29 protein-coding genes and 2 pseudogenes are annotated in these 24774 nt (G+C 69.7%); 19 read left to right on the top strand and 12 right to left on the bottom strand.

The genetic code is table 11. From position 1 onward, the window contains the following. The first annotated feature begins 82 nt into the window (after positions 1 to 82). Complete coding sequence (locus ACWD02_RS39480) at positions 83 to 667, top strand: MSMEG_1061 family FMN-dependent PPOX-type flavoprotein (RefSeq protein ID WP_451220675.1); 585 nt, start codon at positions 83 to 85, stop codon at positions 665 to 667. A 102-nt stretch (positions 668 to 769) separates the two neighbouring features. On the opposite strand, the gene ACWD02_RS39475 is transcribed toward ACWD02_RS39480, so the two are convergent. Continuing rightward, positions 770 to 1186, bottom strand: coding sequence for a peptidase inhibitor family I36 protein (locus tag ACWD02_RS39475; RefSeq protein WP_451220673.1), 417 nt, complete (start codon positions 1184 to 1186; stop codon positions 770 to 772). Between the two features lie 239 nt (positions 1187 to 1425). Between ACWD02_RS39475 and manD the strand changes: the two genes are divergently transcribed. Together manD and ACWD02_RS39465 are read left to right on the top strand one after the other, a co-directional pair. Beyond that, a complete protein-coding gene (gene manD, locus ACWD02_RS39470; protein WP_451220671.1) occupies positions 1426 to 2640 on the top strand; it encodes a D-mannonate dehydratase ManD in 1215 nt (404 codons plus the stop codon). A gap of 181 nt (positions 2641 to 2821) precedes the next feature. Continuing rightward, positions 2822 to 5254 (top strand): RICIN domain-containing protein, encoded by a 2433-nt coding sequence (locus ACWD02_RS39465; protein ID WP_451220669.1) that lies wholly within the window; start codon positions 2822 to 2824, stop codon positions 5252 to 5254. An 83-nt stretch (positions 5255 to 5337) separates the two neighbouring features. Here ACWD02_RS39465 and ACWD02_RS39460 read toward each other — a convergent pair whose 3' ends face one another. Continuing rightward, positions 5338 to 5511, bottom strand: coding sequence for a CsbD family protein (locus ACWD02_RS39460; RefSeq protein ID WP_363212974.1), 174 nt, complete (start codon positions 5509 to 5511; stop codon positions 5338 to 5340). A 248-nt stretch (positions 5512 to 5759) separates the two neighbouring features. Here ACWD02_RS39460 and ACWD02_RS39455 point away from each other — a divergent pair, with 248 nt between their 5' ends. Beyond that, positions 5760 to 5930, top strand: a complete 171-nt coding sequence (locus ACWD02_RS39455; RefSeq protein ID WP_451220668.1) for a hydrophobic protein — start codon at positions 5760 to 5762, stop codon at positions 5928 to 5930. 148 nt (positions 5931 to 6078) lie between these two features. Here the strand turns inward: ACWD02_RS39455 and ACWD02_RS39450 are convergent, their stop codons facing one another. The 3 genes from ACWD02_RS39450 to ACWD02_RS39440 all read right to left on the bottom strand — a co-directional run bounded on the left by ACWD02_RS39450 (position 6079) and on the right by ACWD02_RS39440 (position 8531). Further along, positions 6079 to 6825 (bottom strand): class I SAM-dependent methyltransferase, encoded by a 747-nt coding sequence (locus ACWD02_RS39450; protein WP_451220666.1) that lies wholly within the window; start codon positions 6823 to 6825, stop codon positions 6079 to 6081. 382 nt (positions 6826 to 7207) lie between these two features. Continuing rightward, positions 7208 to 7879 (bottom strand): AIM24 family protein, encoded by a 672-nt coding sequence (locus ACWD02_RS39445; RefSeq protein WP_451220663.1) that lies wholly within the window; start codon positions 7877 to 7879, stop codon positions 7208 to 7210. 49 nt (positions 7880 to 7928) lie between these two features. Further along, positions 7929 to 8531, bottom strand: coding sequence for a hypothetical protein (locus tag ACWD02_RS39440; RefSeq protein WP_451220660.1), 603 nt, complete (start codon positions 8529 to 8531; stop codon positions 7929 to 7931). A gap of 143 nt (positions 8532 to 8674) precedes the next feature. Between ACWD02_RS39440 and ACWD02_RS39435 the strand changes: the two genes are divergently transcribed. Next, a complete protein-coding gene (locus ACWD02_RS39435) occupies positions 8675 to 8935 on the top strand; it encodes a hypothetical protein (protein WP_451220657.1) in 261 nt (86 codons plus the stop codon). 218 nt (positions 8936 to 9153) lie between these two features. Here the strand turns inward: ACWD02_RS39435 and ACWD02_RS39430 are convergent. Next, a pseudogene (locus ACWD02_RS39430) lies at positions 9154 to 9477 on the bottom strand (MmyB family transcriptional regulator); the annotation flags it as partial. Between the two features lie 43 nt (positions 9478 to 9520). Here ACWD02_RS39430 and ACWD02_RS39425 point away from each other — a divergent pair. Beyond that, complete coding sequence (locus tag ACWD02_RS39425; RefSeq protein WP_451220655.1) at positions 9521 to 10132, top strand: aldo/keto reductase; 612 nt, start codon at positions 9521 to 9523, stop codon at positions 10130 to 10132. A gap of 81 nt (positions 10133 to 10213) precedes the next feature. On the opposite strand, the gene ACWD02_RS39420 is transcribed toward ACWD02_RS39425, so the two are convergent. Both ACWD02_RS39420 and ACWD02_RS39415 read right to left on the bottom strand, forming a co-directional pair. Then, positions 10214 to 10528 (bottom strand): hypothetical protein, encoded by a 315-nt coding sequence (locus ACWD02_RS39420; protein WP_451220652.1) that lies wholly within the window; start codon positions 10526 to 10528, stop codon positions 10214 to 10216. Between the two features lie 250 nt (positions 10529 to 10778). After that, positions 10779 to 11075, bottom strand: a complete 297-nt coding sequence (locus ACWD02_RS39415; protein WP_451220649.1) for a hypothetical protein — start codon at positions 11073 to 11075, stop codon at positions 10779 to 10781. Positions 11076 to 11164: 89 nt separating this feature from the next. Here ACWD02_RS39415 and ACWD02_RS39410 point away from each other — a divergent pair, with 89 nt between their 5' ends. The 3 genes from ACWD02_RS39410 (at position 11165) to ACWD02_RS39400 (ending at position 13832) form a co-directional block, all read left to right on the top strand. Beyond that, entirely contained in the window at positions 11165 to 12325 is a 1161-nt protein-coding gene (locus ACWD02_RS39410; protein WP_451220771.1) for a cupin domain-containing protein, read from the top strand. A 10-nt stretch (positions 12326 to 12335) separates the two neighbouring features. Next, positions 12336 to 13232: a sucrase ferredoxin gene (locus tag ACWD02_RS39405; RefSeq protein WP_451220646.1), complete on the top strand. Its 897-nt coding sequence runs from the start codon at positions 12336 to 12338 to the stop codon at positions 13230 to 13232. 87 nt (positions 13233 to 13319) lie between these two features. After that, complete coding sequence (locus ACWD02_RS39400) at positions 13320 to 13832, top strand: DUF4760 domain-containing protein (RefSeq protein ID WP_451220643.1); 513 nt, start codon at positions 13320 to 13322, stop codon at positions 13830 to 13832. 101 nt (positions 13833 to 13933) lie between these two features. Here ACWD02_RS39400 and ACWD02_RS39395 read toward each other — a convergent pair whose 3' ends face one another. Further along, positions 13934 to 14164, bottom strand: a complete 231-nt coding sequence (locus tag ACWD02_RS39395) for a chaplin (RefSeq protein WP_371750002.1) — start codon at positions 14162 to 14164, stop codon at positions 13934 to 13936. 175 nt (positions 14165 to 14339) lie between these two features. Next, entirely contained in the window at positions 14340 to 15584 is a 1245-nt protein-coding gene (locus ACWD02_RS39390) for a cytochrome P450 family protein (protein WP_451220641.1), read from the bottom strand. Positions 15585 to 16088: 504 nt separating this feature from the next. Here ACWD02_RS39390 and ACWD02_RS39385 point away from each other — a divergent pair. From ACWD02_RS39385 to ACWD02_RS39365, 5 genes are all read left to right on the top strand, one after another. Beyond that, entirely contained in the window at positions 16089 to 16286 is a 198-nt protein-coding gene (locus ACWD02_RS39385; protein ID WP_363212987.1) for a hypothetical protein, read from the top strand. 223 nt (positions 16287 to 16509) lie between these two features. Next, positions 16510 to 17472 carry a phospholipase gene (locus tag ACWD02_RS39380; protein WP_451220638.1) on the top strand — a complete coding sequence of 321 codons (963 nt, stop codon included), beginning with the start codon at positions 16510 to 16512 and terminating at the stop codon, positions 17470 to 17472. Between the two features lie 54 nt (positions 17473 to 17526). Then, positions 17527 to 18066: a GNAT family N-acetyltransferase gene (locus tag ACWD02_RS39375; RefSeq protein WP_451220635.1), complete on the top strand. Its 540-nt coding sequence runs from the start codon at positions 17527 to 17529 to the stop codon at positions 18064 to 18066. Between the two features lie 124 nt (positions 18067 to 18190). Further along, positions 18191 to 18817, top strand: a complete 627-nt coding sequence (locus ACWD02_RS39370; RefSeq protein ID WP_451220632.1) for a TetR/AcrR family transcriptional regulator — start codon at positions 18191 to 18193, stop codon at positions 18815 to 18817. Then, positions 18814 to 19671, top strand: coding sequence for an alpha/beta fold hydrolase (locus ACWD02_RS39365; protein ID WP_451220629.1), 858 nt, complete (start codon positions 18814 to 18816; stop codon positions 19669 to 19671). Before ACWD02_RS39370 ends, ACWD02_RS39365 begins: the two co-directional genes overlap by 4 nt. Before the next feature lie 121 nt (positions 19672 to 19792). Here ACWD02_RS39365 and ACWD02_RS39360 read toward each other — a convergent pair whose 3' ends face one another. Further along, positions 19793 to 20350 carry an STAS domain-containing protein gene (locus ACWD02_RS39360; protein ID WP_451220626.1) on the bottom strand — a complete coding sequence of 186 codons (558 nt, stop codon included), beginning with the start codon at positions 20348 to 20350 and terminating at the stop codon, positions 19793 to 19795. A 127-nt stretch (positions 20351 to 20477) separates the two neighbouring features. Here ACWD02_RS39360 and ACWD02_RS39355 point away from each other — a divergent pair, with 127 nt between their 5' ends. From ACWD02_RS39355 to ACWD02_RS39335, 5 genes and pseudogenes are all read left to right on the top strand, one after another. Further along, positions 20478 to 20855: a helix-turn-helix transcriptional regulator gene (locus ACWD02_RS39355; RefSeq protein ID WP_451220624.1), complete on the top strand. Its 378-nt coding sequence runs from the start codon at positions 20478 to 20480 to the stop codon at positions 20853 to 20855. 668 nt (positions 20856 to 21523) lie between these two features. Further along, positions 21524 to 21724, top strand: a complete 201-nt coding sequence (locus tag ACWD02_RS39350) for a peptidoglycan-binding domain-containing protein (protein ID WP_451220621.1) — start codon at positions 21524 to 21526, stop codon at positions 21722 to 21724. Between the two features lie 15 nt (positions 21725 to 21739). Continuing rightward, positions 21740 to 21913, top strand: a pseudogene (locus ACWD02_RS39345) (DUF6086 family protein); the annotation flags it as partial. Between the two features lie 143 nt (positions 21914 to 22056). Beyond that, complete coding sequence (locus ACWD02_RS39340) at positions 22057 to 23028, top strand: DUF3500 domain-containing protein (RefSeq protein WP_451220618.1); 972 nt, start codon at positions 22057 to 22059, stop codon at positions 23026 to 23028. Between the two features lie 127 nt (positions 23029 to 23155). Further along, a complete protein-coding gene (locus ACWD02_RS39335; RefSeq protein ID WP_451220617.1) occupies positions 23156 to 24031 on the top strand; it encodes a hypothetical protein in 876 nt (291 codons plus the stop codon). 56 nt (positions 24032 to 24087) lie between these two features. On the opposite strand, the gene ACWD02_RS39330 is transcribed toward ACWD02_RS39335, so the two are convergent. After that, complete coding sequence (locus tag ACWD02_RS39330; protein ID WP_451220614.1) at positions 24088 to 24756, bottom strand: hypothetical protein; 669 nt, start codon at positions 24754 to 24756, stop codon at positions 24088 to 24090. Positions 24757 to 24774 lie beyond the last annotated feature (18 nt).

Raw genomic sequence — 24774 nt, 5'->3', positions numbered from 1 at the left:
TGCGGATTTGCATTCCAGTAAGGTGCGCCTTACTGGTTGGATCATCGGCCGGTCGCCTGCCCGTCGACCCTTGAGGAACCCCGTGCCCGACGCCGCGACACCCGCAACCGTTCCGCCCCTGAGCGGTAGCGCCACGGCGCCGTACACCTGGCAAGAGCTTGGCTCGGAGGACGAACTGACCGAGCTGCTCGGTGAGCCGCACCCGATTGTCATCGACAAGGTCCACGACGAACTGACCGAGGGTGACCTGGGGATACTGGCCCGTTCCCCGTTCTGTCTTCTCTCCACGGCGGACGCGGAAGGGAACTGCGACACGTCCCCGCGTGGCGACGCGCCGGGGTTTGTCCAGGCGCTCGACGCGCGCACCGTCGTCCTGCCCGACCGGCCCGGCAACCGTCGCGGCGACAGCTTCCGCAACATCCTGCGGAACCCGCACGTGGGTCTGCTGCACCTGGTGCCGGGCAGCGGCGACATCCTGCGCATCAACGGCCGCGCCCGGATCCTGACGGACGCCCCGTTCTTCGACTCGATGACCGTCAAGGGACAGCGACCCCGCCTGGCGATCGTCGTCGGCATAGACGAGATATACCTGCACTGCTCTCAGTCGCTGCGGCGCGCAGGGCTCTGGAAGCCGGAGTCGTGGCAGCGGGACAGTCCGCGGCCTTGAGGGTGACCGTCGTGGTCGCGCCGTGCAAGACCGCCGGCGCGGGGCCGGCGGTCTGGGGCAAGCGTCGGCCTCTGGTGAGGTCTGCCAGGTGACCGGGCGGGCTCAGCCGCCCTCGCCGGGCGGCGTGCCGCAGCTCGGGCCACCCGGCCCGTCGAATTGCACCGAACTCAGCAAGTCGCGGTAGGCGGGGAAGAAGTTCCCCTTCCCGGTCGGGCCGGCGGAGGTCACGACCGTACAGCCGGAGTAGTGCGCGTCCGACCAGAGGTAGATGGTCGAGGACGTGCGGTTCCAGTCCGACTTGGCCCGGTCGTCCATGCCCAGCGCCGCGAGGTCGGGGGCGCTGCCCTTGAGAGTGATCATGTCGCCGGTTCCGTCGAGGCCCGAGAACATGCAGTAGGAACCCGCCGGACGCCGGTCGTAGCCGTCGGCTGCGTGTGCCGTGGAGACCGGCAGCCCGGTGGCGGCCGCCGTCACGAGCAGCACGGCGAGTTTGTTCCTCAGTGCGTTTGCCCTGCGCATATCGCATCCGCCTTCGTCATCAGGGCCCACGGGTCCGCTGTGTGCGGGCACCGCAACAGCGGTGCGCGGGCTGCCGTCCCGGGTGGTCACCCCGGGCCACGAGTGCTGACCTGTTCGTGCGCGAGTGGCTCAAGAACGGTTCGATCGACCTTGAGCGCCCCAAGACGCGATGCTATCCACCTCGTCAGGCCCACAAGGGACGAACAACTCACTCCCACCCCGCCGGAAAGAGCCCGCACATGAAGATCGTTGACGCGAAGGTCATCGTCACCAGCCCGGACCGCAACTTCGTCACCCTGAAGCTCACCACCGACGAGGGCATCACCGGCCTCGGTGACGCCACCCTCAACGGCCGTGAACTCGCCGTCGTCAGCTACCTCTCCGACCACGTCCTGCCCCTTCTGACCGGACGTGACGCGCACCGTATCGAGGACACCTGGCAGTACCTCTACCGTGGGGCCTACTGGCGGCGAGGGCCCGTCACCATGGCCGCGATCGCCGCCGTCGACGTCGCCCTGTGGGACATCAAGGCCAAGGTCGCGGGGTTGCCGCTCTACCAGCTTCTGGGCGGCGCCAGCCGCGAGCACATCCGTACCTACGGGCACGCGAACGGCCGCGACATCCCCGAACTCCTGGACTCCGTAAGGGCCAGGCTCGCCGAGGGCTACCCCGCGGTGCGCATCCAGTCGGGCATCCCCGGCCTGAAGGGCGTGTACGGCGTGCACAGCACCGGCGAGGGCGGCGAACCCGTCCCGCACCAGCAGGCCCGCCCCCTCGTGGAGGACTGGGACACCGACGCCTACCTGCGTCACACGCCCACCGTCTTCGAGGCGGTACGGGCGGAGTTCGGCGCCGAGCTCCCGCTGCTGCACGACGCGCACCACCGGCTCACCCCCGTTCAGGCGGCCCGGCTCGGCAAGGACCTGGAGCCCTATCGGCCGTTCTGGCTCGAGGACTGCACTCCGGCCGAGAACCAGGAGGCGCTGCGTCTCGTGCGGCGGCGCACCTCGACACCGTTGGCCATCGGCGAGGTCTTCAACACCGTCTATGACTACCAGGCCCTGATCACCGAGCAGTTGATCGACTACGTGCGTTCCGCGGTCACCCACTTCGGCGGTGTCACGCCCCTGCGCAAACTCTTCGACTTCGCGGCGCAGTACCAGATCAAGACCGCGGTGCACGGCCCCGAGGACATCTCCCCGGTGGGGATGGCGGCAGCCCTGCACCTGGACCTCGCCGTGCACAACTTCGGGATCCAGGAGTACTCCGGCCACACCCGTCTCACCGATGAGGTCTTCAGGCACGCCTACACGTTCACGGACGGCCATCTCCACCCGGGGGAGGCTCCCGGCATCGGTGTGGACCTGGACGAGGAGCTGGCGGCCGCGCATCCCTACGAAGCGGCCTACCTGCCGGTCAACCGGCTGCGGGACGGAACCGTGCACGACTGGTGAGCGGGGGAGCGCGGGCTGACCTCATCCTCCCCTCTGGACAATGCCGCCGCACGGTGCTGAGATGCCAACTGCCCCTGTTTCCAACGTTATAGAGATTTCGCACTCTCAGTTTTCCAACGTTGTAAAGCGTTTTGGGCGGCAGCAGCCACCAGCGGACACGGACGACGACGGGACGGTAATCATGACGCAGCTCGGCCGACGCCACTTCCTCCTCAGCTCCGGCGCGCTCACTCTTGGCGCGGCCGGCGGGATGACCGCCGTCACTGGCCCCACCGCACACGCGGCGGCCCCGGCGCGCGGCGGCCTGTACGGTCCGAACGTGGCACCGCTGGCCCCCACCGCGTTCCAGAGGCTGCCGGTGGGCAGTGTCACCGCGCGCGGCTGGCTGCGCGGACAGCTCGACCTCCTGCTCGGCGGGCTTTTCGGGCGGTACGCGGAGGTCTCCCACTTCCTCGCGTTCGACGACTCCGGCTGGGTGCACCCGGACAAGGCGGGATGGGAGGAAGTGACGTACTGGCTGCGCGGTCACGTCGATCTCGCCGCCCTCACCCAGGACCCCGCGGCCCTGGCGCAGAGCCGCCGGTGGATCGACGCCATCATCGCCACCCAGGAAGCGGACGGCTTCTTCGGCCCGAGAAGGCTGCGCACCCAGCTGAACGGCGGCCCGGACTTCTGGCCCTACCTGCCGCTCCTGCAGGCGCTGCGCTCGCACGAGGAGTTCACCGGGGACGAGCGGATCGAGCCGTTCCTGCTGCGCTTCATGCGCTTCATGAACGCACAGGGACCCGGCGCCTTCGACTCCAGCTGGGTCTCCAAACGGTGGGGCGACGGCCTGGACGTCGCCTTCTGGCTCTACAACCGCACCCGGGAGAACTTCCTGCTCGACCTCGCCGACAAGATGCACACCCACGGCGTGGACTGGGCGGGCGGCATCGCCGACTGGCACAACGTCAACGTGGCCCAGGGCTTCCGCGAACCCGCCCAGTACGCGCTGCGCTCCGGCAGACAGGCCCACACCCGGGCGGCCTACCGCAACTACGCGACCGCGATCGGAACGTACGGGCAGTTCCCCGGCGGCGGCTTCGCGGGCGACGAGAACGCGCGTCCTGGCTTCGGCGACCCCCGTCAGGGCTTCGAGACCTGCGGAACCGTCGAGTTCATGGCCAGTCACGAACTCCTCACCCGCATCACCGGCGATCCGGTGTGGGCCGACCTGTGCGAGGAGCTGGCCTTCAACATGCTGCCCGCGGCCACCGACCCCGCCGGATCGGGCGTCCACTACGTCACCAGCGCCAACAGCGTCGACCTGGACAACTCCCGCAAGACACAGGGGCAGTTCCAGAACGGGTTCGCGATGCAGGCCTTCCAGCCAGGCGTCGATCAGTACCGCTGCTGCCCGCACAACTACGGCATGGGCTGGCCCTACTTCACCGAGGAGCTGTGGCTCGCCACTCCGGACCGCGGTCTGGCGGCGGCGATGTACGCACCATGCAGCGTCACGGCGAAAGTCGGCGACGGCACCTCCGTCACGATCACCGAGGACACCGACTACCCATTCAAGGAGACCATCACCCTCACCCTGAGCCTGGACAAGCCGGTGCGCTTCCCGCTGCGGCTGCGCATACCGGGCTGGTGCGAAGGCCCGCGACTCGCCGTCAACGGCCGTCGGCTGCGCGCACCGGCGGACGGGCCCGCCTTCGCCGAGGTGGAGCGCACCTGGCGCGACGGTGACCGCGTCACCCTGCGGCTGCCGCAGCGCACCTCGGTGCGCACCTGGAGAAACGGCGCGGTCAGCGTCGACCGCGGCCCCCTGACCTACTCCCTGCGCATCGGCGAGTCGTACGAGCGGTACGCGGGCACGGACGACTTCCCGCACCAGGCGGTGCACGCGACCACCCCCTGGAACTACGCGCTTGCCCCCGATCCGGCGGACGGCCTCTCCTTCACCGCCGACCCCGGGCCGCTGAAGGGCGACCCGTTCACGCACGAGGGCGTGCCGGTACGCATCCGTGCCCGCGCCCGGCGTCTGGAGGAGTGGGTGGCGGACGACGAGCACGTGGTGGCGCCCCTCCAGCGAAGCCCGGCCCGTGCCACGGGCGCGCCGGAGGACGTGACGCTCATCCCGATGGGCGCGGCACGGCTGCGCGTCACCTCATTCCCCACGGCCGCTCCCGACGGGCGCCCCTGGACGCCTGAGCCGCCCTACCGCCGGATCGAGAACCGGCACAGCGGCAAGGTCTTGGCGGTCGACAACATGTCCCTGGACGACGGCGGGCGCGTGGTCCAGTTCGACAACTCCGGCACCGGCGACCACGCGTGGCAGCTCATCGACCGGGGCGAGGGCCGGTACACGCTGCGCAACGGGCACAGCGGCAAGGTGCTCGGCATCGAGGGTGCCTCAACGGCCAACTCGGCCAGAGCCGTGCAGTTGACCGACGGCGGTGACGCGCATGTGCGCTGGGAGAAGGTGGACCAGGGAGACGGCTGGTTCCTGCTCCGCAACCGGCACAGCGGCAAGGTCCTCGGGGTGGACGGGATGTCGACGGCCAACAGTGCTCAGGTCGTGCAGTTCGAGGACAACGGCACGGCGGACCACCTGTGGCGGCTGACCTGACACAGCATTGCCTGATACCGCACGCCGTTGGGGCGGCCCCACAGGAGTGGGCCGCCCCAACGGCGATTCTTGGCGTGGGCGCGTCAGTGCTTGCCCATGTCCTTGGTCTTCTCCTTGGCCTGGCGCGCGTCGCCCTTCATCTGCTGGGCGCGGCCCTTGGCGGCGAGGCTTTCGTTGCCCGTGGCGCGTCCGGCGGCTGCCGCGGCGGCACCGGTTGCCTGTTCGAACTTTGCCTTGGCCTTCTCGTTGGTGGCCATGCTCCGCTCACGCTCCTTGGCATCGACATCATGTGCTGTCAGTTCGCCTGGCCGCTCAGCCGCCCGGTAAACATCATCGGCGCGATCGGATCACGCGGTCGTCCGGTGTCGCGGCCGTGCGCATGACCGGGGCGGAAGGGGGTACTCCGTACTGCGGGCGCGTGCCCTTCATTTTGTGTGGAAAACGCGACTTTTATGTGTTTGTGGAGGAAATCCGGGAGCACCAGAGTGGCTGGAGGTTGATAACAATGGTTCCCTTGATTCTGGTGCTTCTTCTTGCTCTGCTTCTCTTCGGTGCGGGTTTCGCGCTGAAGGCGCTGTGGTGGATCGCGGTCATCGTGCTGGTGGTGTGGCTGCTCGGCTTCGTGCTCAAGCCCGCCGCACGTGGCGGCCGCAAGGGCCGCTGGTACCGATGGTGACGCGATCCTGATACCAGCACAGACCTGATTACGGCACAGAGCGGCACGACGCCACGGGCGGTGGCGTAGGTGCCTGAGGGTGGGCCCGACCTGGGACGGTCGGGCCCACCCTCTTTTGTGCCCCGGGAAGTGTTCGCCTCGCGGCCGCTCAGGCGCGGCAGCGCAGCATCTCCAGCGGAGGGTTGGCGTGGAAGCCCGCCCAGTAGTCCGCGCCGAACTCACGTACACCGGCTTCCGTGACGGTCAGCGACACCCAGGCCAGGTCACTGAAGCCGGCTGCCTGGAGGCACTTCTCGTAGACCTCGCGGCGCGGCAGGTTGGCGACGAACGAGACCGGTTCCGGGTCGAGCAGCGCCGTGGTCCGAACCTGTCGCCCCGTCTCCACTTCCTCGCCGGTGAGTTCGGTGCGGAAGCCGTACTTGTCCGGGCCCGGCCCTTCGAAGAGGAAGTCGGGCGACTGGTTCAGCAGGAACAGTTCGCCGCCCGGCTTCATGCTCCGGTGGATGTTGCGGCACATGCGTTCCGTCGTGGCGATGTCCGAGGCGTAGTTGAGCAACTGGACGGCCAGTGCGACATCGAAGCGGCGGCCGGGCGGCCGCAGTGCGGCCACGTCACCGACCTCGTAGCGCACCCCCAGCGGATCGCGCTCCTCCAACTGCCGGGCCACGGAGACCATTTCACCGGAGATGTCGATGCCGAGGACGTCGGTTGCGCCGCGCCGCTTGAATTCCCTGCTGTAGAAGCCGGTGCCGGAGGCCAGGTCGAGCACCGCCTTGCCCCGCACCTCGCCGACCATCGCCAGGAAGCTGGGCACCACGGCGTACTGCTCGAGCGGCAGCGCCTTGAACCCCTCGTACGCCTCACCGATCTCGTCGTACTGCTGCTGCGCGCTCATGGTGCCGTCCTCCGTAGGTATGCCCTTGGACGCGGACCCCCGTCGCCGGGGCAAGTCGCGGCTCTTGTCCGGCAGTCTCTACGGCTCCCACCGAACCTCCGTATTGGCAGAAACCACGAAGATCCGGCCACCGTCCCGGCTCCGGGCACAAGCGAGCCGCTGAATAGGCTTCCGACGTGAACGACACCACACATGGCATACGAATCAGACCGGGCGACCTGGCCGGGGCAGGTGCTGGCGCGGCCAGGTCGCCTGACGGCGTGGCGAGGGGGGCGCCCTTGAGGCGCCCCCCTCGGCTCGTTCGCACTTGCCTGCCCGCTCTACTGCCTGCCTGATTGCCCCCGGCCGGTGGAGGCGGCGTGCGGCGGACGCGTTCAGGGCGTCAGGATGGCGGGGCCGGCTTGGGCTCGCCCGGGTTGACCACCGCGATGCCTTCCCCCTCCAGCTTCAACTGCACGGCCTCGCCCGAACCGCCCTTCACCATCGAGCCGACGCTCTGGGACCGGTGCAGCGACGGGCGCAGCGTGGGGCTCCAGGCGACGACGGCGTCGGTGTCCACGTAGACGGGCGCGTCCGGCGTGACCGGCAGTACCAGCGGGATGCCCGCACTGGTCAGCGCCAGTCGGCCGGTACCGGTGAATGTGCAGTTGAACAGGCCACCGCCTGCCATCCCCGCACCCTTGACCGTGGTGATGTCGTAGTTCAGCGAGGCGTCGAAGCACAGGACGTTCTTGCCGTTGACCGTGAGGCCGCGGTTCTCGTCCACGTCGACCAGGAAACAGTGTGCCGCGTCGGAAGCGAACCACGCCTCGCCCTCACCGCTGACCGTCATCAGGGCCAGGCCCTCGCCGGTCACCGCGCGCTTGAGGAAGTTGCCCACGCCCTGGCCCTGCCGCTCGAACTCCAGCGAGCCCCGCCAGGCGACCATCGTCCCCTGCCGGGCCCGTGCCTCGCCCTTGACGGCGTAACGCACCGCCATGGCGTTGTCCTGCGTGAGCCCGGGGGCCGACGCGGGTTGGATGAGATTCTCGGGATCGAAGAGATTTCGCTGCATGCACCCTCCCGTACCCCGGCAAGTCGCCCTCAGGCACGCGCAGTTGAGGCTACGCGCCGAGTCCTGCCTTCTTCGCGTCCTCGACCCGGGTCCGGCGGCCCCAGGAGGTGAACGGTGGCCGGACGTACAGCAGTTCATCCCCATCCGGATGGACGAGGACGCCGCGGCCCCCAGGGCCAGGGCACCACCACACCGAGCCGTCCTGCTCCGCGACGGCCTGCCGGGCCCGCTGCCGGGTCGCGAGGACGAGCAGCGGGCACAGCTCACCCGACGGGTCACGCAGGACGACCCCGGCGCCCTTCCAGCGGCTGGGCGGGAACTGATGGGCGCGTCGGGTAAGCCACGGGCCTGCCTTGAGGAAGCGCCGCATCCGGGAGTTGGCGTACAGGCCACTCGCACCCAGCCCGATGCACACGACACCGCCGGCGGCCAGACGACTGCCCACGCCTTCGATCCACTCGATGCCGCGGGTCGCGCCCAGCCAGGCCGCGACAACACACACGGCGGTCACGACGACGCCGAGGACCAGCCACCGCAGGGCATGGCCGCGGTGGCGCGCCAGGGCGCGGGCGGTACGCGAAGTGTGCAGTGCGGGTGAGTCCGTCTGCGGCTTCTCGTGCTTTGTCGCCTGACCCTCTGTGCGCTCGCTCATGGTTCTCCCACCATGTGTCACTGCGGAGGCGTCCAAGTGACTCCCGGTTACCCGGTTGCGGGTGCTCCAATCGAGGTTGTGTCGTCGCGCGGTCTGCGGGTACTTGCTCCGGCCAGGACCCGAAGGGCCAAGGAGGAGACACAGTGAGCGATCGGATTCCGGCTTCCCCCGGCGAGGACGGCAGCACGCCCATACCCCGGGATCCCCCCGACCAGCAGGCGACGGACGAGCCGGACGCCTGGGACCTGGACGTGGGCAAGGCCGCCGAGGAGGCCGAAGGCGGAGAGAGCGACAAGGCCGCCGAGGTCCCCGACACGAACGAGGGAGGCACCGCCAGGCGCGGCGAATCCCGGGCCCTGGAAAGCCACGCGGAGAAGCCGGTGCCGGACGAGCCCTCCGGGTGACATGGGACTGTTCGAGGGGGCGGCTGCCTGAAGGGGAGGTTGCCTGAAGGGGAGGCTGCTTGAAGGGGAGGCTGCTTGAGGGGATCGAGCTGAGGCCAGGTCTCAACCCAGGCCTCAGCTCTCCCCGCCCCCGCAGTCGACAATCCGTCCAGCGCCAACCGGCTCTCCTCGTCCGCGGCGCGATAGATCACCAACTGCTGGTCCGGGTCCTGGAGTGGCAGCAGCGTCTCGAAATGCACCGCGAGCTCGCCGACGACGGGATGCCGCATCACCTTGCGTCCGCGCCCGTTGACCCTGACGTCTCGCCGGGCCCACCACCGCGCGAATTCCTCGTCGCGAGCGATGCACTCGGCGATGAGGTCGGCCAGCACCTGATCCTCCGGATGTGCGGCCCACGCAGTACGCAGGTGGGCGATCGCCTCCCGTACGACGCGTTCGCGGTCGACGTAGAACTCCCGCATCTCCGGACGCAACAGGCACAGCCACATCGCATTGCGCCGCTCCGGCGGCAGGGTGTCGAAATCCAGCAGCAGCCGTGCCATTTCGGCGTTCCAGGCCAGGATGTCGTAGCGGTGGTTCATCACCATGACCGTCTACGTGGCCATGTCCAACACCCCGGCCTGGCAGGTGTCGCGGATGCAGACGGTCGCCGATCTGCGGGGCTGGTCACCGCTGGTCGCGTTGCAGATCGAGTACAACCTGATCGAGCGCACCGGGGAACGCGACCTGATCCCCATGGCACGCGAGATGGGATTGGGAGTGATCCCCTGGTCACCGCTGGCCGGCGGGGTGCTCACCGGCAAGTACGGGCGCGGCGACCGGACCGCGCCGGACGTCGCGTCCGGCGACGGCACCCGCAAGAGCCTCACCGTCGCGGGAGGCGCGCTCACCGAACGGAACCACGCCATCGTGGACGTCGTGAAGGAGATCGCCACGGACCTTGGCCGCACACCCGCTCAGGTGGGCCTTGCCTGGACCCTGCGAAACCCGGGCGTGACAGCGCCGATCATCGGCGCCCGCACCCCCGCGCAGCTGGAGGAAAACATGGGCGCTCTGGAAGTCGACTTCACTGCCGCCCAGCTGGAGCGCCTCGACGAGGTCAGCGCGGTCGCACTCGGCTTCCCGCACGACATGCTCGCCGGTGGCAGGGTCCGCACGCTGATCCGCGGCGACCAGAAGGTGGAAAACCGCCGCTGACGGGCGGACGAGCGGGGCCGACGACGACTCGGCGCAGGTGCAGGTGTCTATGCCGGAGTCGGTGAGTCCGCGTGTCAGGCGTCAGGGATGTCCGTCCGCCTCCAGTCGGCGCAGGCAGTCCTCCCAGCGCTCGCTTCGCTGGGCCGGGGTCTGCTCCCACCAGGCGGTGCCGCGTTCCCCCAGCCCCACCTTGGCGAGCTGCACGCGGGCTCTGGCCGACTTCCGTGCGTCCTCGTCGTCGCCAGCGGCGGAGACAGCCCGGCGGGCCGCCATGAGGTGGTGCGTCAGGCGCGTTTCGACGTCGTCCGGCAGATTCGGGTCGGTGGCCCGCCACCGTCGTCCCTTGATGATGATGAAATGGCCGTCTTCGGTGTACTGCTTCTTGTCCGTCGCCACGTGGCCATCATTACCCGGAGCCGGTGAAGAGGGTCCGCCATCGGCGGGACGGGTCCGATATCGGCGAGACAGTTCGAGGCAGTTCTCCGGACATCGTCGGCTACGTCAGGCCCGCCAACCGGCCTTCCCGTCATTCCTTCAGGTTGCCGACCGGAATTGCGTGAGCGAGCTTGGTGAAAGCAGAGAGGGCTCTGCTTGAGGAAAGCAGAGAGGGCTCTCGAGGGTGTGCCCGATCCCAGCCGTTCGATTCTCAGGAGGAACGATGACCAACCCCGAGCAGGATCCGAACCAGAACGAGGGTCCCGCCGACGGCGGTGCGGCGGGCACACCGGGCGTTCACGACGGTGGCGCCGACGGTGGGGCCGAGGGTCCCGCGGACGGCGGCGCCGCGGGTACGCCGGGTGTCCATGACGGAGGTGCCGACGGCGGGGCCGAGGGCCCTGCGGACGGCGGTGCGGCCGGTACGCCGGGCGTTCACGACGGTGGCGCCGACGGTGGGGCCGAGGGTCCCGCGGACGGCGGCGCCGCGGGTACGCCGGGCGTGCATGACGGAGGTGCCGACGGCGGAGCCGGCGGCTCTTGAGCATCCCCGCGACCGAGCTTCAGGACGCCGACGCCCCACCGGGCGTCGGCGTCCTGAAGACGCTCCTGGAGACACGGCTGACCGGCCTGAGTCAGGACGAGTTCGCCCGCGACGTCTGGGCGCGCACAGCGCTGCTCACACGCCGTGCGAGCGACTTCTCCGATGTGTTCTCCGCCGAGGCCGTGGACGAACTGACCTCGCGTCGCGGGCTGCGTACGCCCTTTCTCCGCGTCGCCAAGGACGGCACCACGCTGCCTGACTCGTCCTTCACCTCACCCGCCGGTGTCGGCGCCACCATCGGCGACCAGTTGGACGACACCGCTCTGTGGCGCATGTTCGCCGACGGCGCCACCCTGGTCCTGCAGGCTCTGCAGCGCACATGGGGGCCGGTCGCGGACTTCAGCGCACGGCTGGGCTCGGAGCTGGGCCATCCGGTGCAGGCCAACGCCTACGTCACTCCGCCGCAGAACCGCGGGTTCGACGACCACTACGACGTACACGATGTGTTCGTCCTTCAGATCGAGGGCACCAAGCGCTGGCTGATCCGCGAGCCGGTCCATCCCGATCCACTGCGCGATCAGCCGTGGACCGATCGCCGCCGGGCCGTCGCCGAGGCGGCGAAGGGCGATGCGGCCATCGACACCGTCCTGGAGCCCGGAGACGTCCTCTATCTGCCGCGCGGCTGGCTGCACGCCGCCCAGGCGCAGGGCGAGGTCTCGATCCACCTGACGCTGGGAATCCACACCTGGACGCGTCACGCCCTGGCCGAACAGCTCGCCCAGGCCGCACTGGCGGTGCTGCGCGACGACCCCCACATGCGGGGCACCCTGCCGCTGGGCGTGAGCGGGCCGGACGGCGAGATCGACAGCGTCCGCGAAAGCCTCGTCGCCGCCATCGCCAAGGCCGATCCCGCTCCGCTGTTCCACCGCGCCCGTCGAGGCCAGGGGCGGCCCGCGGCACTGGGACCGCTCGCCCAGCTCAAGGCCGTCGACGGCCTCGGACCCCACTTGCGGGTGCGGCTTCGCGGGGAGCTGGAGGCGCGGCTCGAGGGCCGGCGCCTGGCCACGCGCGTGGGCTGGCTGGACTTCCCGGAAACCGATCTGCCGTCGGTGGCCCGCATGCTCGACGGTGAGGCCCGCACCGCCGGCGATCTCGGCGTCGAACTCGTCGGGAGACTGCTGCGCGCGGGTGTACTGGTGCCCGCGGAACAGTGACATGGCCCCGGTGACAGCGGCAGAACGCTTCTTCTGTGCCGACGCCGCGCGCAAACGCGCCGACTCACTCGCGGGAACGGCACCGTACGGCTCTGTCTGGGTCCTCATCGAATACCGGGGCGGCTGGCCCGCCAACGGCTTCGACGGCCTCGACCTCGACCCTTCCACCAAGAAGCTCGTTTTCTCCGCCGCCCAGGCGGTGCGGGCACGCGTACTGCTCATCAGGCGGCCCGGACGCCGCAACCACGACGGCCCCAAACGCTGGGCCGTGCTGCGCCACGAGAACTCCGGCGCCTACCGCCAGCGATGGGGCACATGGAGCCACGACCAGGACCTGGCGGGCATCGCCGACGCCCTCAAGACCCCCGGAGATCTCGGCTGCCCACCCGTCGTCCTCGTCTGTGCCCACGGCCGGCACGACACCTGCTGCGCCGTGCGCGGCCGCCCGGTGGGAGGTGCTCTCGGCGAGCGATGGCCGCACCTGGTGTGGGAATGCACCCACGTCGGCGGCGACAGGTTCGCGGCCAACGTCGTCGTCGCTCCCGACGGCGTCTACTACGGCAATCTCGACGCCGCCTCATCGGTGGCGGTGATCGAGGAGCACTTGGCCGACCGCATCAACGCGAAGCATCTGCGCGGCTACACGGACCTCTTCCCGCCGCAGCAGGCTGCTCTCTCGGCCGTACTCGAACGCTTCGGCCCGGCCGGCCGCCACGACTACGAGGTCGTCGACACGGCCCGCGAAGACAGCCACTGGCGCATCCGCTTCACCGGCCGCCCGCCCCATCCGACGTCCGTCGACGTCGAGGTGCACTCCCACCGCACACCACCGTGCCAACTCACCTGCCGCGGCCTGTCCATGAGCTCCGCCGCCGTCTATGAGGTCACCTCGATCGACGTCGGCTGAGCCGACTTCTCCTGCGATGGTGTGGCGTGATGGGGCGCAGGGGTGGGGAGGTGAGGCGAAGTAGAGGTACGGCGGGGGAGTTTGCTGGTGGAAGTCGCGGCCTTGGTGGTGTCGTTGCTGGCCTTCGGGGTGTCGGGGCTGGTGTCCCTACGGCAACTGAGGCTTTCGCAGCACGCCAACGCGCTGCCCGTGATCGTGGACTTGTTCCGGGAACATCGCAGCCTGCGGCTGGCGCAAGCGCGGAGCTTCGTACATGAGGAGTTGCCCGCCTACGACCTCTCCCTCGGCTTGGCCGGGCTTCCGCAGGAAGGCCGCGACCTGGTGCGCGAGCTGGGCTGGTACTACGACAACCTCGGCGCTCTTGTCACCCACGGAGTGGTGGCCATAGAGCCGGTCTCCGGCTACCTGGGAGGATCGGTGCTCTCGGTGTGGGAGCACATGGAGCCACTGGTGAGGGCAGAACGGGCCCGGCGTGCACGGAGTGCCCTGCCGGATCCCGACCGGTGGCAGGCGTATTTCGAGAACCTCTATCACCTGGTCCGCGAGATGCCTGCGGAACGAGCCCGGTCACAGGCCGCGTTGTGGCGCCCGCGCAACTGACCGCAGACGAACAAGCGAGCGTGCCACCGAAAAGGAGGGTCGGTGGCACGCTCGCTCAGGCCGCGTCGAGCCGGTGGGCTCTTACGGTGTCATGAGGCTGTTCAGCGGTTGACGCAGGTGTTGCCGAACGCCGGGTTGAGCAGGCCGATGACGTCGACGGTGTTGCCGCACACGTTGACCGGGATGTGGACCGGGACCTGAGCCTGGTTGCCCGAGAGCACGCCCGGCGAGCCCACGGCAGCACCCTGGGCACCGGCGTCAGCGGATGCCAGACCAGCAGCGCCCATCACGAGGCCACCGGTGGCCAGCACCACGCTCATCGTCTTCTTCATGGCAGACATACTTCTTTCTCCTTGGTTCGATCAGGCAGAAGGCGCCAAGCCAGCCTCAACAGACGTCGCGCGGCCGGAGCACCCCGCTTCTTTGGCGCCTGCGCTGGTCAACGCCCTGACCGAACCCCGGACACGCTGATTCCCCCAAATGCCGAACCCGAGGCGGAATCGTGCGTCAGTTCGCCTTGCCGGGGCGGAGGATGACCGGCAGTTCCCGGTGGCCGTTGGAGATGAAGGACTCTCCGGGGCGCAGCGTGGACGTGGGGGCGGCCAGGGCGAGATCCGGGTAGCGGGTGAACAGCGCCCGCAGCGCGGTCTCGGCCTCCGTCCGCGCCAGGGCGGCACCGAGGCAGACGTGGACGCCGTGGCCGAAGGCGAGGTGGTTCTTGCTGATCCGGGTCAGGTCGAAGGTGTCGGCGCTCGGGCCGTGGAGGTCGGGGTGACGGCCTGCCGCCGCGTAGGAGGCGAGGATGGCCTCGCCCTGCCGGATGGTGATGCCCTGCGCCAGCGAGATGTCCTCGACCGCGAACCGCATGGGCAGGTGTGCGACGGGCGCCTCGTAGCGCAGCGTCTCTTCGACGACGTCCGCCCAGGTGTTCTTGCCCTCGCGGATCAGGGCGAGCTGTTCGGGGTGGCTGAGCAGCGCCGCGATGGCCTGGTCGAGGAGGTTGACGGTGGTCTCGTAGCCCGCGCTGATGACGAGGAGGAGGGTGTCGAGGAGTTCCTGTTCGGTCAGCGCGGAACCGTCGCCGCCCTCGGCGTCGTCGCGGGTGGCGATGAGTACGGAGGTCATGTCCTCGCCGGGCTCGGCGCGCTTGGCGGCGACCATGTCGGCCAGGATCGCGTACAGCTCCTTGGTGTTGTCGGCGGCCTGGTCAGGGCTGAGCGTGGTGTCGAAGACGCCGTCGACGGTACGGCGGAAGTCCGGCTGGGAGTGCTCGGGAAGCCCCATGAGTTCGCTGATGACCCGGATGGGGAGCGGATAGGCGAAGCGGTCGCGCAGGTCGGTCGGTTCTCCGGCGGGGATGGTGGCGAACTCGTCGAGCAGCGCGTGGGATATCGCCTCGATGCGCGGCTGCAGGGCGGCGATGCGGCGCGCGGTGAAGGCGGGGCTGACCAGCCGCCGCAGGCGTCGGTGGTCGCCTCCGAAGGCGGTGAACATGTTGTCGACGGCTACCCACAGGGCGAGCGGCCAGGTGCCGAGGATCTTGTCGGGGAACAGCGGCCAGTGCCGGCGGGGGTCTTTGGAGACCCGCGGATCGGTGAGGAGCTGTTTGAGCAGGGCCGGGTCGGTCACGGCCCATGCCTCGACCCCCAGGACGTCGACGCGGGCGGCCGGGCCACGCGAGCGTAACTCGGCGTCCTCCGCGTGCCGGTCGCTGCCGGTGGCGTCCAGGACGAGGATCTGGTGCTGGTCCATGCGGGAGCTCCTCAAGATGTGGGGGACACGAAGGTGCGCGGCGGTCGACGGCAGGGAATGGCAGGCTCCATCTCGGCTGGTACGTCGCGGAGTTGCTCAACGGTGGCGGCCTGACGGATCAGTGGCCGGTCGGTGGTCTGGGCCGGGCAGGAGACACAGTAGTTGTCCATCTGCGGGCGGGTGAAGGCCACTTCGGGGCGGGTGGTTCGGGCGGCTCGCGTTGGTGCGGGTTCCGCGGTGGTGCGGTGACATCCCGGGCCGATGCATCGGCCGTAGCGGCCGAATGGCCGCGTCCTTCGGGTCGGTCGTGCGAGAGATCGAATCGCTGCGGCGCGTTGACCGTGGAGGGTACGCGGTGCCGGTGGATCATCGGACTGTACGGCGCATGCTCGAGCCCCCTGGTCACCTGGGAGGCGCTGCTGGAAGAGCGCCAGGAGAGAGAACAGGAAGAGAGCTGCGAGCGCGCCGAGCGCGACCGTCGCCGCGCGGAGGAAAGAGACTGCAATGACCGACGCCATCGTCCTGCTCGGAGTGGTCATCGGATTGTCTGTGCAGATCCAAGCGGTGTGGGACCTGAGCCGTGCCCCTCGGGAGGGGGAGGACGCGGATGCCGTGCAGGCCCAGGCGATCCTCCTGGCCATGGCGGGAGCGCTGTGCGCTGTCGTGGCCCTGGGCGTGGCGCTTTTCGTCCCCGCTTACTGAGCGGCCCCGGGTCCCTGCGGGCGCGCCGGGGTGGTCGCATGACGGAACGCATCCCACTATTACCCGTGGGTAACTTGACGTAGGGTGCTGCAGGCGCGGGCCGTCGGCCCGCCGGCTGTACAAAAGGCAGCCACCGTACGGAAGACGGGCTGTCGCACCACCGCAGCCCGGGGAACAGGAAGGACCCGTCCTCATCACCGCATCACGTCGGCTTCGCGCCGCAGTGCTCCCGCTGGCCCTGGTCGTCTCCGCAGCCGCTCTGGGAACCGGCGCCGCAACGGCCGCACCAAAGGACGAGACCTCCAAGGCCGCACCGAACGCGGCCGAGCAACGCCCCACCTGGGCCATCGCCCACCGGGTGCTGACCACGGGCGGGGTGACCACGGCGCTCTCCAACGGGGCCAACGCACTGGAGATCGACGCCACGGCCTGGCGCAAGGGCTGGTGGGCGGACCACGACGGCACCCCCACCAGTGCCGGCGACACCATGTCGGACATGTTCGACCAGGTGGCGAGGGAGCACGAGGGCGGGCGTCGCGTCTCCTTCGTCTGGCTCGACATGAAGAACCCCGACTGGTGCGACAGCAGCGACCCCGAGTGGCGTCACTGCTCCGTGGCCGCCCTGCGGGACATGGCGCGCGAGAAGCTGGAGAGCAAGGGGATCCGGGTCCTTTACGGCTTCTACGGCACGGAGGGCGGCAGCGGTTGGAAGAGCCTTCTCGGTGACCTGAAGTCCAAGGAAGCGGTCAGCTACAGCGGCGGCTACGCGCAGGTCCGGGACGGCTTCGCCGAGCACGGACCCGATGTCCCCGGCAATCAGCGGGTGATGGACAACGGCCTGTTCAACATGGCGCTGAAGTTAGGCGGCATCCGCCAGGAGCTCGAGGCCGGCCGGCAGGCCAGGGATGCCGGAAGCCTTGCCCAGACCGTCGGTTGGACGGTGAGCAAGGGCGACGGGGAGCGCGCCGCCACGCTGCTCGACTCCGCCGACGGCAGCGCCGCCGTGGACAGCCTGATCTACGGCAACCGGATGTCGTGCTACCCCGACGGCGTCAACGGCCCGAAGGGCTGCGGCACCGACGACAGCGCGGTACGGGAATCGCTCTCGTACATCACTGACTACGTCAAGGCCCACCCCGACACCCGCCGGATGGCCACCCCGAAGGACATCCCCTTCGGCAGCTGACAGCGGCAGCTGACGGCGATGGGCGCCGCGCCGGGGAGAGATCATCATGTAGGGATGACTGAGCACAACGAATCCTCGACAGCGCCGACCACGGTGCGGCTTGCCCGGTACACGAAGACGGAGCAGAGCGAGATCCTCGGCGGCGGGGGCGATCCCTTCGGCGTTGCCGAGACCGGCTTGACCTGGCTGCCCAAGGAAGAACACTTCGGGGTCAGGCTCGGCGAACGGCTGGTGGCGCACGCGGGCCTGCTGCGGCTGCCGGTTGCGGTCGGCGACCTCCGGACGGACGTGGTGGGTGTCGGTGGCGTGGCCGTCGCGCCGGACGTGCGGGGCCGGGGGCTTGCTCGGCTCGTCCTCGGCGCGGCGCTCGACCACGCGCGCACCATAGGGCCGCAGTACGCGCTCCTCTTCTGCCGACCGCCCCTCGTGCCGCTGTATCAGCGCCTCGGATGGCACCCGATCGACGAGGACGTCCTCGTCGAACAGCCCGAAGACCGCCTGGTGACCATGCCGCTGCGGACCATGGTGACGCCCCTGCGCGACAACGCGTACTGGCCTGCGGAGCCGGTGCGTCTCTTCTCTCTGCCCATGTGAGGGCCCGGGGCCTGGCAGCAGCTGGGAAGGCGGAGGGCAGGCGCCGTGCTTGCCCTCTCCTGAAGACACCCCTAAATTTAGAGAGTTCTCTAAATTCGAGCGGTGTCGAGTGGTGGGGGTGGCCATGGTGCCGGGGAACGACGGAGGACTGCGCGAGCGGCACAAGGCACGGCGGCGCTCACGGATCGTGGAGGCGGTGCGTGAACTCCTGCGCGAGGGACCGGAGTCGGGGATCAGCGTCGAGCGGATCGCCGAGCGCGCGGAGGTGGCGCCGGCAACCGTCTACAACCTGATCGGGCCGCGCGAGAGGATCTGGGAGGCGCTCGCGGCCGGGTTCATGGAGGAGCTGGAGCACCGCCTGACGGGGCAGCAGACCGGCGACCCGCATGTGGTCGTCCGTACGACGGTGCAGCTCTTCGTGGCCGATCCGGTGGTCTCGCGTCGCATGGTGCGCGCGTGGGAGGCGAGCGGTCTGGTACTCGACCACAGCCCGCTCACCCGGCTCCGTGCAGCGATGGAGGAAGCGCGGGCCCAGGGCCTGTTGCGCGCGGACGTCGACGTCGACGCGCTGGCCGCGGTGGTGGCCGCCGCATGCGTGGGCGCGCTGCATCAGTGGGTGGCTGCCCTCATCGACGCCGACCGGTTCCTTTCGCGCGCACTGTTCGCCCTGGATGTCGCACTGGCCGCGGCGGCCACGGACCCTTGCCGCGAAGAACTGCTGGAGCCGCTGCGCCGCCGGAGTACGGGGTGACGGCGGGGGCACGTCCCGCGCCTCGCGGCTTCGTGGGCGGCGGCGGACTCGCGCTGACGGCGGATGTGTGGGGCGAGGAGTCCCGGCCGCCGCTGGTCCTGCTGCACGGTGGTGGTCAGACGAGGCACGCCTGGGGCGGTACCGGTCCTCGGCTGGCCGCGCTCGGTTGGCGGGTCATCGCCCCGGACCTGCGCGGGCACGGGGACAGCGGATGGTCGGCCGACGGTGACTACGATCTGGACCTGTTCGCACAGGATGTACGGGCGCTGGTCGCAGAGATCGGCGGCCGACCGGTGCTCGTCGGCGCCTCGCTGGGCGGCCTGAGCGCGCTGCTCGCCGCCGGGGAATCCCCCAGGGCGGCGGTTCGGGCTCTGGTGCTCGTCGATATCGCCCACCGCCCCGACCCCCGCGGGTTTCGCCGGATCGTGCGGTTCATGCGCGGCGCCCCGGAGGGGTTCTCCAGCGTGGCGGAGGCGGCCGCGGCGGTCGGCGCTTATCTCCCACAGCGCCCCCGGCCGGACGTCAGCCCCAGCCTGAAGAACAACTTGCGGCGCCAGGGCGATCGGTGGGTCTGGCACTGGGACCCGAGGATGCTGGACAGCTTCGAGGGCCGGATGGACCCGCCGGGCATGGCGGAGCGTCTGCTGTCGGCCGGACGCCACGCCGACGTGCCGCTCCTGCTCGTCCGGGGCCAGGTCAGCGATGTCGTACGCGAAGACATCGCCGAGCAGTTCTGCGAGCAGATCCCCGGTGCGCGGCGGGTGGAGGTGCGAGGCGCGGGACACATGGTGGCCGGCGACCGGAACGAGCACTTCCTCGACGCGATCATCCCGTTCCTGGACGACATCGGTTGAGCGTGCGGCTGGGGGAGAGCACGCCCGAGGAACGGGCGGGCGGTGATCACTGGAGCTGAGATCTCTGGCGCTGCCCCCTCATCGCGCATGCCGAAGCGAGCCGCGACGGCCTGTCCTCAGGTCATGTGCCCGGCGGAGGCACGGGAGGCGCGGTGGCGGCCGAGCTCGGCTGCGGCGCGGCGCCGGGCTGCTCTGCCGGTGCCGCCCCCGACTGTGGCGGGGCGCACACCTCGAGCTCGCTCCCGTGGCTTAGCTCTGCGCACGGCTCGCGGTCAGGCGACTCGCTCGGCTCGAAAAGACCACGAATCGCGGTCAGCTCGAACACCCGGTCCACCGCGGGGCTGCTGGAGAGCACCGTCACGGTCTTGCCGTGTCGCAGCGCCAGTTTGCGCAGCTCGAGCATGAGGTTGGTCCCCGAGCAGTCGCAGAAGGTCACCTCCCTCAGATGCAGGTCGATGCCTCTGGCCGAGACGCTCAGGGCACGCAGCAGGTCGGGCCGGAGCTGCTGGCAGGTATCCAGATCAAGTTCTCCGCGCATGATCACGGTCACCCGGGCGCCGTCCGGCACGGTATCGACCGTGGCCGGCAACTGAAGTCGGGGCAGCAACGGATGGGTGTCCCATGCGTGCGCAGCAGCCTCCCCACCGGGGAACTGCTCTGAGTGTGCAGGCTCCGGCATGGCTCTCCCTCTCGTCTTGCCCAGCGCCGCTCCTAGGCTGCACTCCACAGGCCAAGCACGTCAACTAATACCTGAAAAGGAGTACGTGTTTTTGAAAACGTGTACGTCCGGTCGCTAGAGTTGGCGCATGGATGAAGTGCCCGAGGCTCACACCGGATGGACGTTTCTCACCAACCACGCGCGGGTCCTGGCGGCCATCGCCGACAACCGCAACGCCCGCATCCGCGACATCGCCGCGCGCTGCCGGCTCACCGAACGCGCCGTACAGAAGATCATTTCTGATCTCGAGCAGGACGGGTACCTCTCCCACGTCCGGCAGGGACGCGGCAACACCTACCGGATCGCGCCCAGCGAGGCACTGCGCCACCCGGCCGAGTCCGGACTGCCCGTCGCCTCGCTCCTGTCCCTGCTGCTGAGGGACGAAGCCGGCCGCGCCATGTATGCGGATGCCGGGGCTCGACCCGAGGACCACAACGAGGGCCGCCACGACACGATCAGTGCCTGACGCGCGGGCGACGGGCGACCAGGCATCGCGGGCTGCGCTTATCCGGTCCTGAGACAGCGGTCAACGCAACCTTAAGGATCACGTCCCGGGGCCTTCAGCGAGAGATCGGCGGCGCGCTGACGTCTACGTTCGGTCGTGTGAGTTCCGAAGCAACCGTCCCAGACCCGTCCATGTACCCGGCGCTTTCCGCCTACCTGACGCGGACAACAGACCGCCGACCGCGTACGGCGTTCAGGGTCCCGCGCCCGGTGGACGGGCCGACGTACACGACACCCGCAAGCGCGTCGCCCCCTCCCGACAGAGACACGAAAGGGCGCCATCGCGCGGCCGCCGCCACGCGTCGACAGCCGCGCCTGCCCATCTCCCGCCACGGCGCGCCCAGATCCCGACGGAGCATCCCACCGCTCTCGTACGGCTACGCCTCCGCGGCCCTGCTGACCCTCACCGCCGCGCTCCTGGCCCAGACCCACGGCCCCGCCCCGGTCAGGCCGCATGCCGCGCCACCCGCGCAGCAACCGGCAGCTCCCCACCGCCAGTCCCCACCCGCGCCCGACAGGGCGCCTGCCACACCCCCCAGCAAGCCCACGCCTCCGAGCCCCCCGGCGCACTCCGACGCCACCCCTGACCACGCGAGGACGTCGGCCGACAACACATCCAGCGTGCTGCGCGTGGGCAACACAGGCGGCTCCGTACGGCAGCTGCAGGAGCAGCTGCGACAACTCCGCCTCTACACGGGCCCTGTGGACGGCTACTACAGCCACGACGTCGCAGCCGCGGTCGCGCGCATGCAACAGGCACAAGCCATCCCCGAACCACTCGGCGTCTACGGCCCCGGCACCCGCACCGCCATCAGGACCGCGGCCATGTAAGGCTGCGCGAAGGGCCTGGCCGACCGGCATTGCCGGACGCGCCACCCCGTGATCCGCACTCTCTCTGAAGGGTTCGTGGCGACAGCGCTCGCGCTCGCGCGGCGCGCGGGCATCGAGGTCGAGATGCCCGGGCCAGGGGCCGACTGCGCGGCCGTGGCCGACGCAGTGGACGCGCGGGCACTGCAGGTGGACCCCTGGATGGCCAACTGCTGCCGGTGGGCGGCGGGCCGGGATCCGGTGTCGCGGTCCGGCCGGATGACGCATCATGGGCCCCAGGGGACGACATCGCCTCGCGGGAGCGCCGGGGACGGCGCGGTGGGGGAGGAGGAACGGTGGACGTATATCGGTGGGAGGCGGCGGCCGCGGAGGTGCGGGAAGCCGTCCGTGAGCTGCTGCGCGTGCTGGAACCGGAGCAGGTGCGTGTGCTGCGCGCCGCGCCTGCGCGCCTGGACGCGCCCGAGCTGCGGGAGTGGACGTATCTGCCGGGCTCGCGCCCCGGGTTGTCCACCGAGAACCTGGACAGCCACCAGCGCGCGGCCGTCGATGCCGTGCTGACTGCGGCGCACAGCGCCGCCGGCGCGGAGCTGGCTCGCGGGGCGATCGAAGTGGAGCGGTATCGCCGCGCGTCGGTCGGTGGCACGGGCGGCGACCGCTACTGGGTGCGCTTGTTGGGCGACCCGGACGACGGCGGCCCCTGGGGCTGGCGGATGAACGGCCACCATCTCGCCGTGCATGTATTGGTCACGGCGACCGGGATGCGCGTGACACCGCACTTCATCGGTTCGGAACCGGCGCGCGTCCCCGACGGCCCGCAGGCCGGGCGCCGTCTGCTGGGTCCGGAGGAGGACCTGGCCCGGCAGCTGGTCACGGACCTGGACGACGGGCGGCGGGGCAAAGCCGTCTTCGCCGCGGCCCCGCCGGACGACATCTTGACGCGCGATGATCCGTTCGCCGATCCGGCCCGGCTGCCGACCGGTCTGACGTACGGCGACATGACCACCGGCCAACAGGACATGCTCGAGCGCCTGGTGCGCCGCTACCTGGACCGCGCGCCCGCCGCGTATGCGCGCCAGTGCTGGTCCGACACCGTGCAACAGGGACTGGACGCCCTCTCGTTCGCCTGGGCCGGTGGCCGCGAGCCCGGGGAACAGCACTACTACTGCGTGCGGGCCCCGGACTTCCTCATCGAGTACGACAACACCCAGGACGACGGCAACCACGCCCACTCGGTCTGGCGGCACATCCGCCACGACTGGGGCGCCGACCTGCTCCGCGCGCACTACACGGAGCAGCACGGGTCCTGACCGAAGCAGTCGTTCTGTCTACTGCAGGGAGCGTAGAAAGATCCACCGAATGCGTGGGGTGTCATGCATGGGGCACCTGAGCGCAGACCTGACACAGGCTCAGTACTTGTATCGAGGGGTGGATCCGATGATCAACGTTACGTCCCGCGCTTCCCGTCTGGCACTCCTTGGCTCGGCCGGTCTGCTGGGGGCCACCGGCCTGACGGGCTGCGGTTCCGGAGACGACGGCGACCAAGGCTCACGATCGGCGGGTGACGCCCGTGCGAAATCCCCGGCGCAGGTGGTGCAGGCCACCAACGACAAGACGTCGAAGGCGGGTTCGGCCCAGGTGAAGGTCGTGTCGACGGCCAGTTCGGGCGGCCGCAGCGAAACCGTCGAGGGAGCCGGAGTGATGGACTTCGGCGACGGGAAGAGCCGGATCGAGCTGGGTCAGCAAGGGCAGCGGATCGAGCAGCGGATCGTGGACAAGGTCCTGTACCAGAAGCCTCCCAAGGGCAGCGGCGGGCTGCCCGGGGGCAAGACATGGATGAAGATCGACCTCAAGCGGCTGCAGGCCGCCGGCGGGTCGGGCGGGGCCCAGGTCAGTGATCCCGCGGACTCGTTCTCCTACACCGGTTCGCTGTCCGAGAAGGACGTGAAGAAGGTCGGCCAAGAGCGGGTCGGAGGTGTGCAGACCACGCGTTACCGGGTCGCGGTCGACGTGAAGAAGCTGGCCAAGGGCAACCCGGAGCAGCGGAAGATGCTCCGGCAGCAGCTCGGCGACACCCTTCCGATGGACCTGTGGATCGACGGCAAGGGCCTGACGAGGCGTCAGCAGATGGAGTTGTCGATGTCGGGTGAGGGCGGCGGCACGTCGAAGGCGTCCTCCGGCAAGAAGGTCAAGGCGAAGGTGGTCATGAACTTCAGTGACTTCGGCACCGATGTCGCCGTGGAGGCACCCGAGGCCGCCGACACGGTGGACATGACCAGCAAGGTCATCAAGCAGGGGAAGCAGAAGGCCTGACGTCCGTCCCGGGGTCGGCGGCGACGCGACGGGATGCGACGCGGTGAGGCCGGGGGTCAGTTCTGGGTCACCGGCCACACCGCGGCCGGATCGCAGTGGTCCGGACACGCAAGGAGGTAGATCTCGTTGCCCAGGAACAGGGCATCGGTGTCGCCGCCGAATTCCATGCCCTCGGGCACCTGGCAGACGTACACCAGCTCCGCCCCGCACGCACATGTGTAGTGCTCGGGTTCCTGCGCCCAGGACGGCGTACCGCCGACCTTGAACGTCTGGGAGCCGAGACCTTGTGAGTCAGGGGTGTCCACGAAGGCCTTGAGTGTCAGGGGCAGGGCGCTCAGCGACGGTTCCGCCTCGGACACCGGCTCGGCGGCGCGCTGGAGCAGTACGCGCCAGAACGGACGTGGGTGGGGCGGCTGCGGGGCATCCCAGTACCGGGGCACGAGCCGGCCTCCGGACAGCTGGGGGTCGGACGGGTCGTTGTGCGTGCGGCAGTGGAAGACCAGCAGGTGGTCTCCGCCGAAGTGCTCCACATCCAGGGGTATGTCGAGCTGGAAGAACAGGGCCATCCGCTCGCCGCAGAAGCACTCGGGCCATGGCTGGGCCTCATCGAGGAACGGCCGACCGCCCACCGAGTTCCGGGCCGGCCGGTCCAGCGGCCCGACACCGACCTCGATCGCGTGGGCGGGCAGCACTGTCGGCGATGTCGTCGCGTCACTTTCGGCCATGGGGACACCTTAGAGCGA

The sequence above is a fragment of the Streptomyces sp. NPDC002853 genome (genome assembly GCF_053591915.1).
The sequence above is the reverse complement of the archived record's forward strand: the minus strand, read 5'-3'. Positions and strand labels throughout refer to the sequence as shown.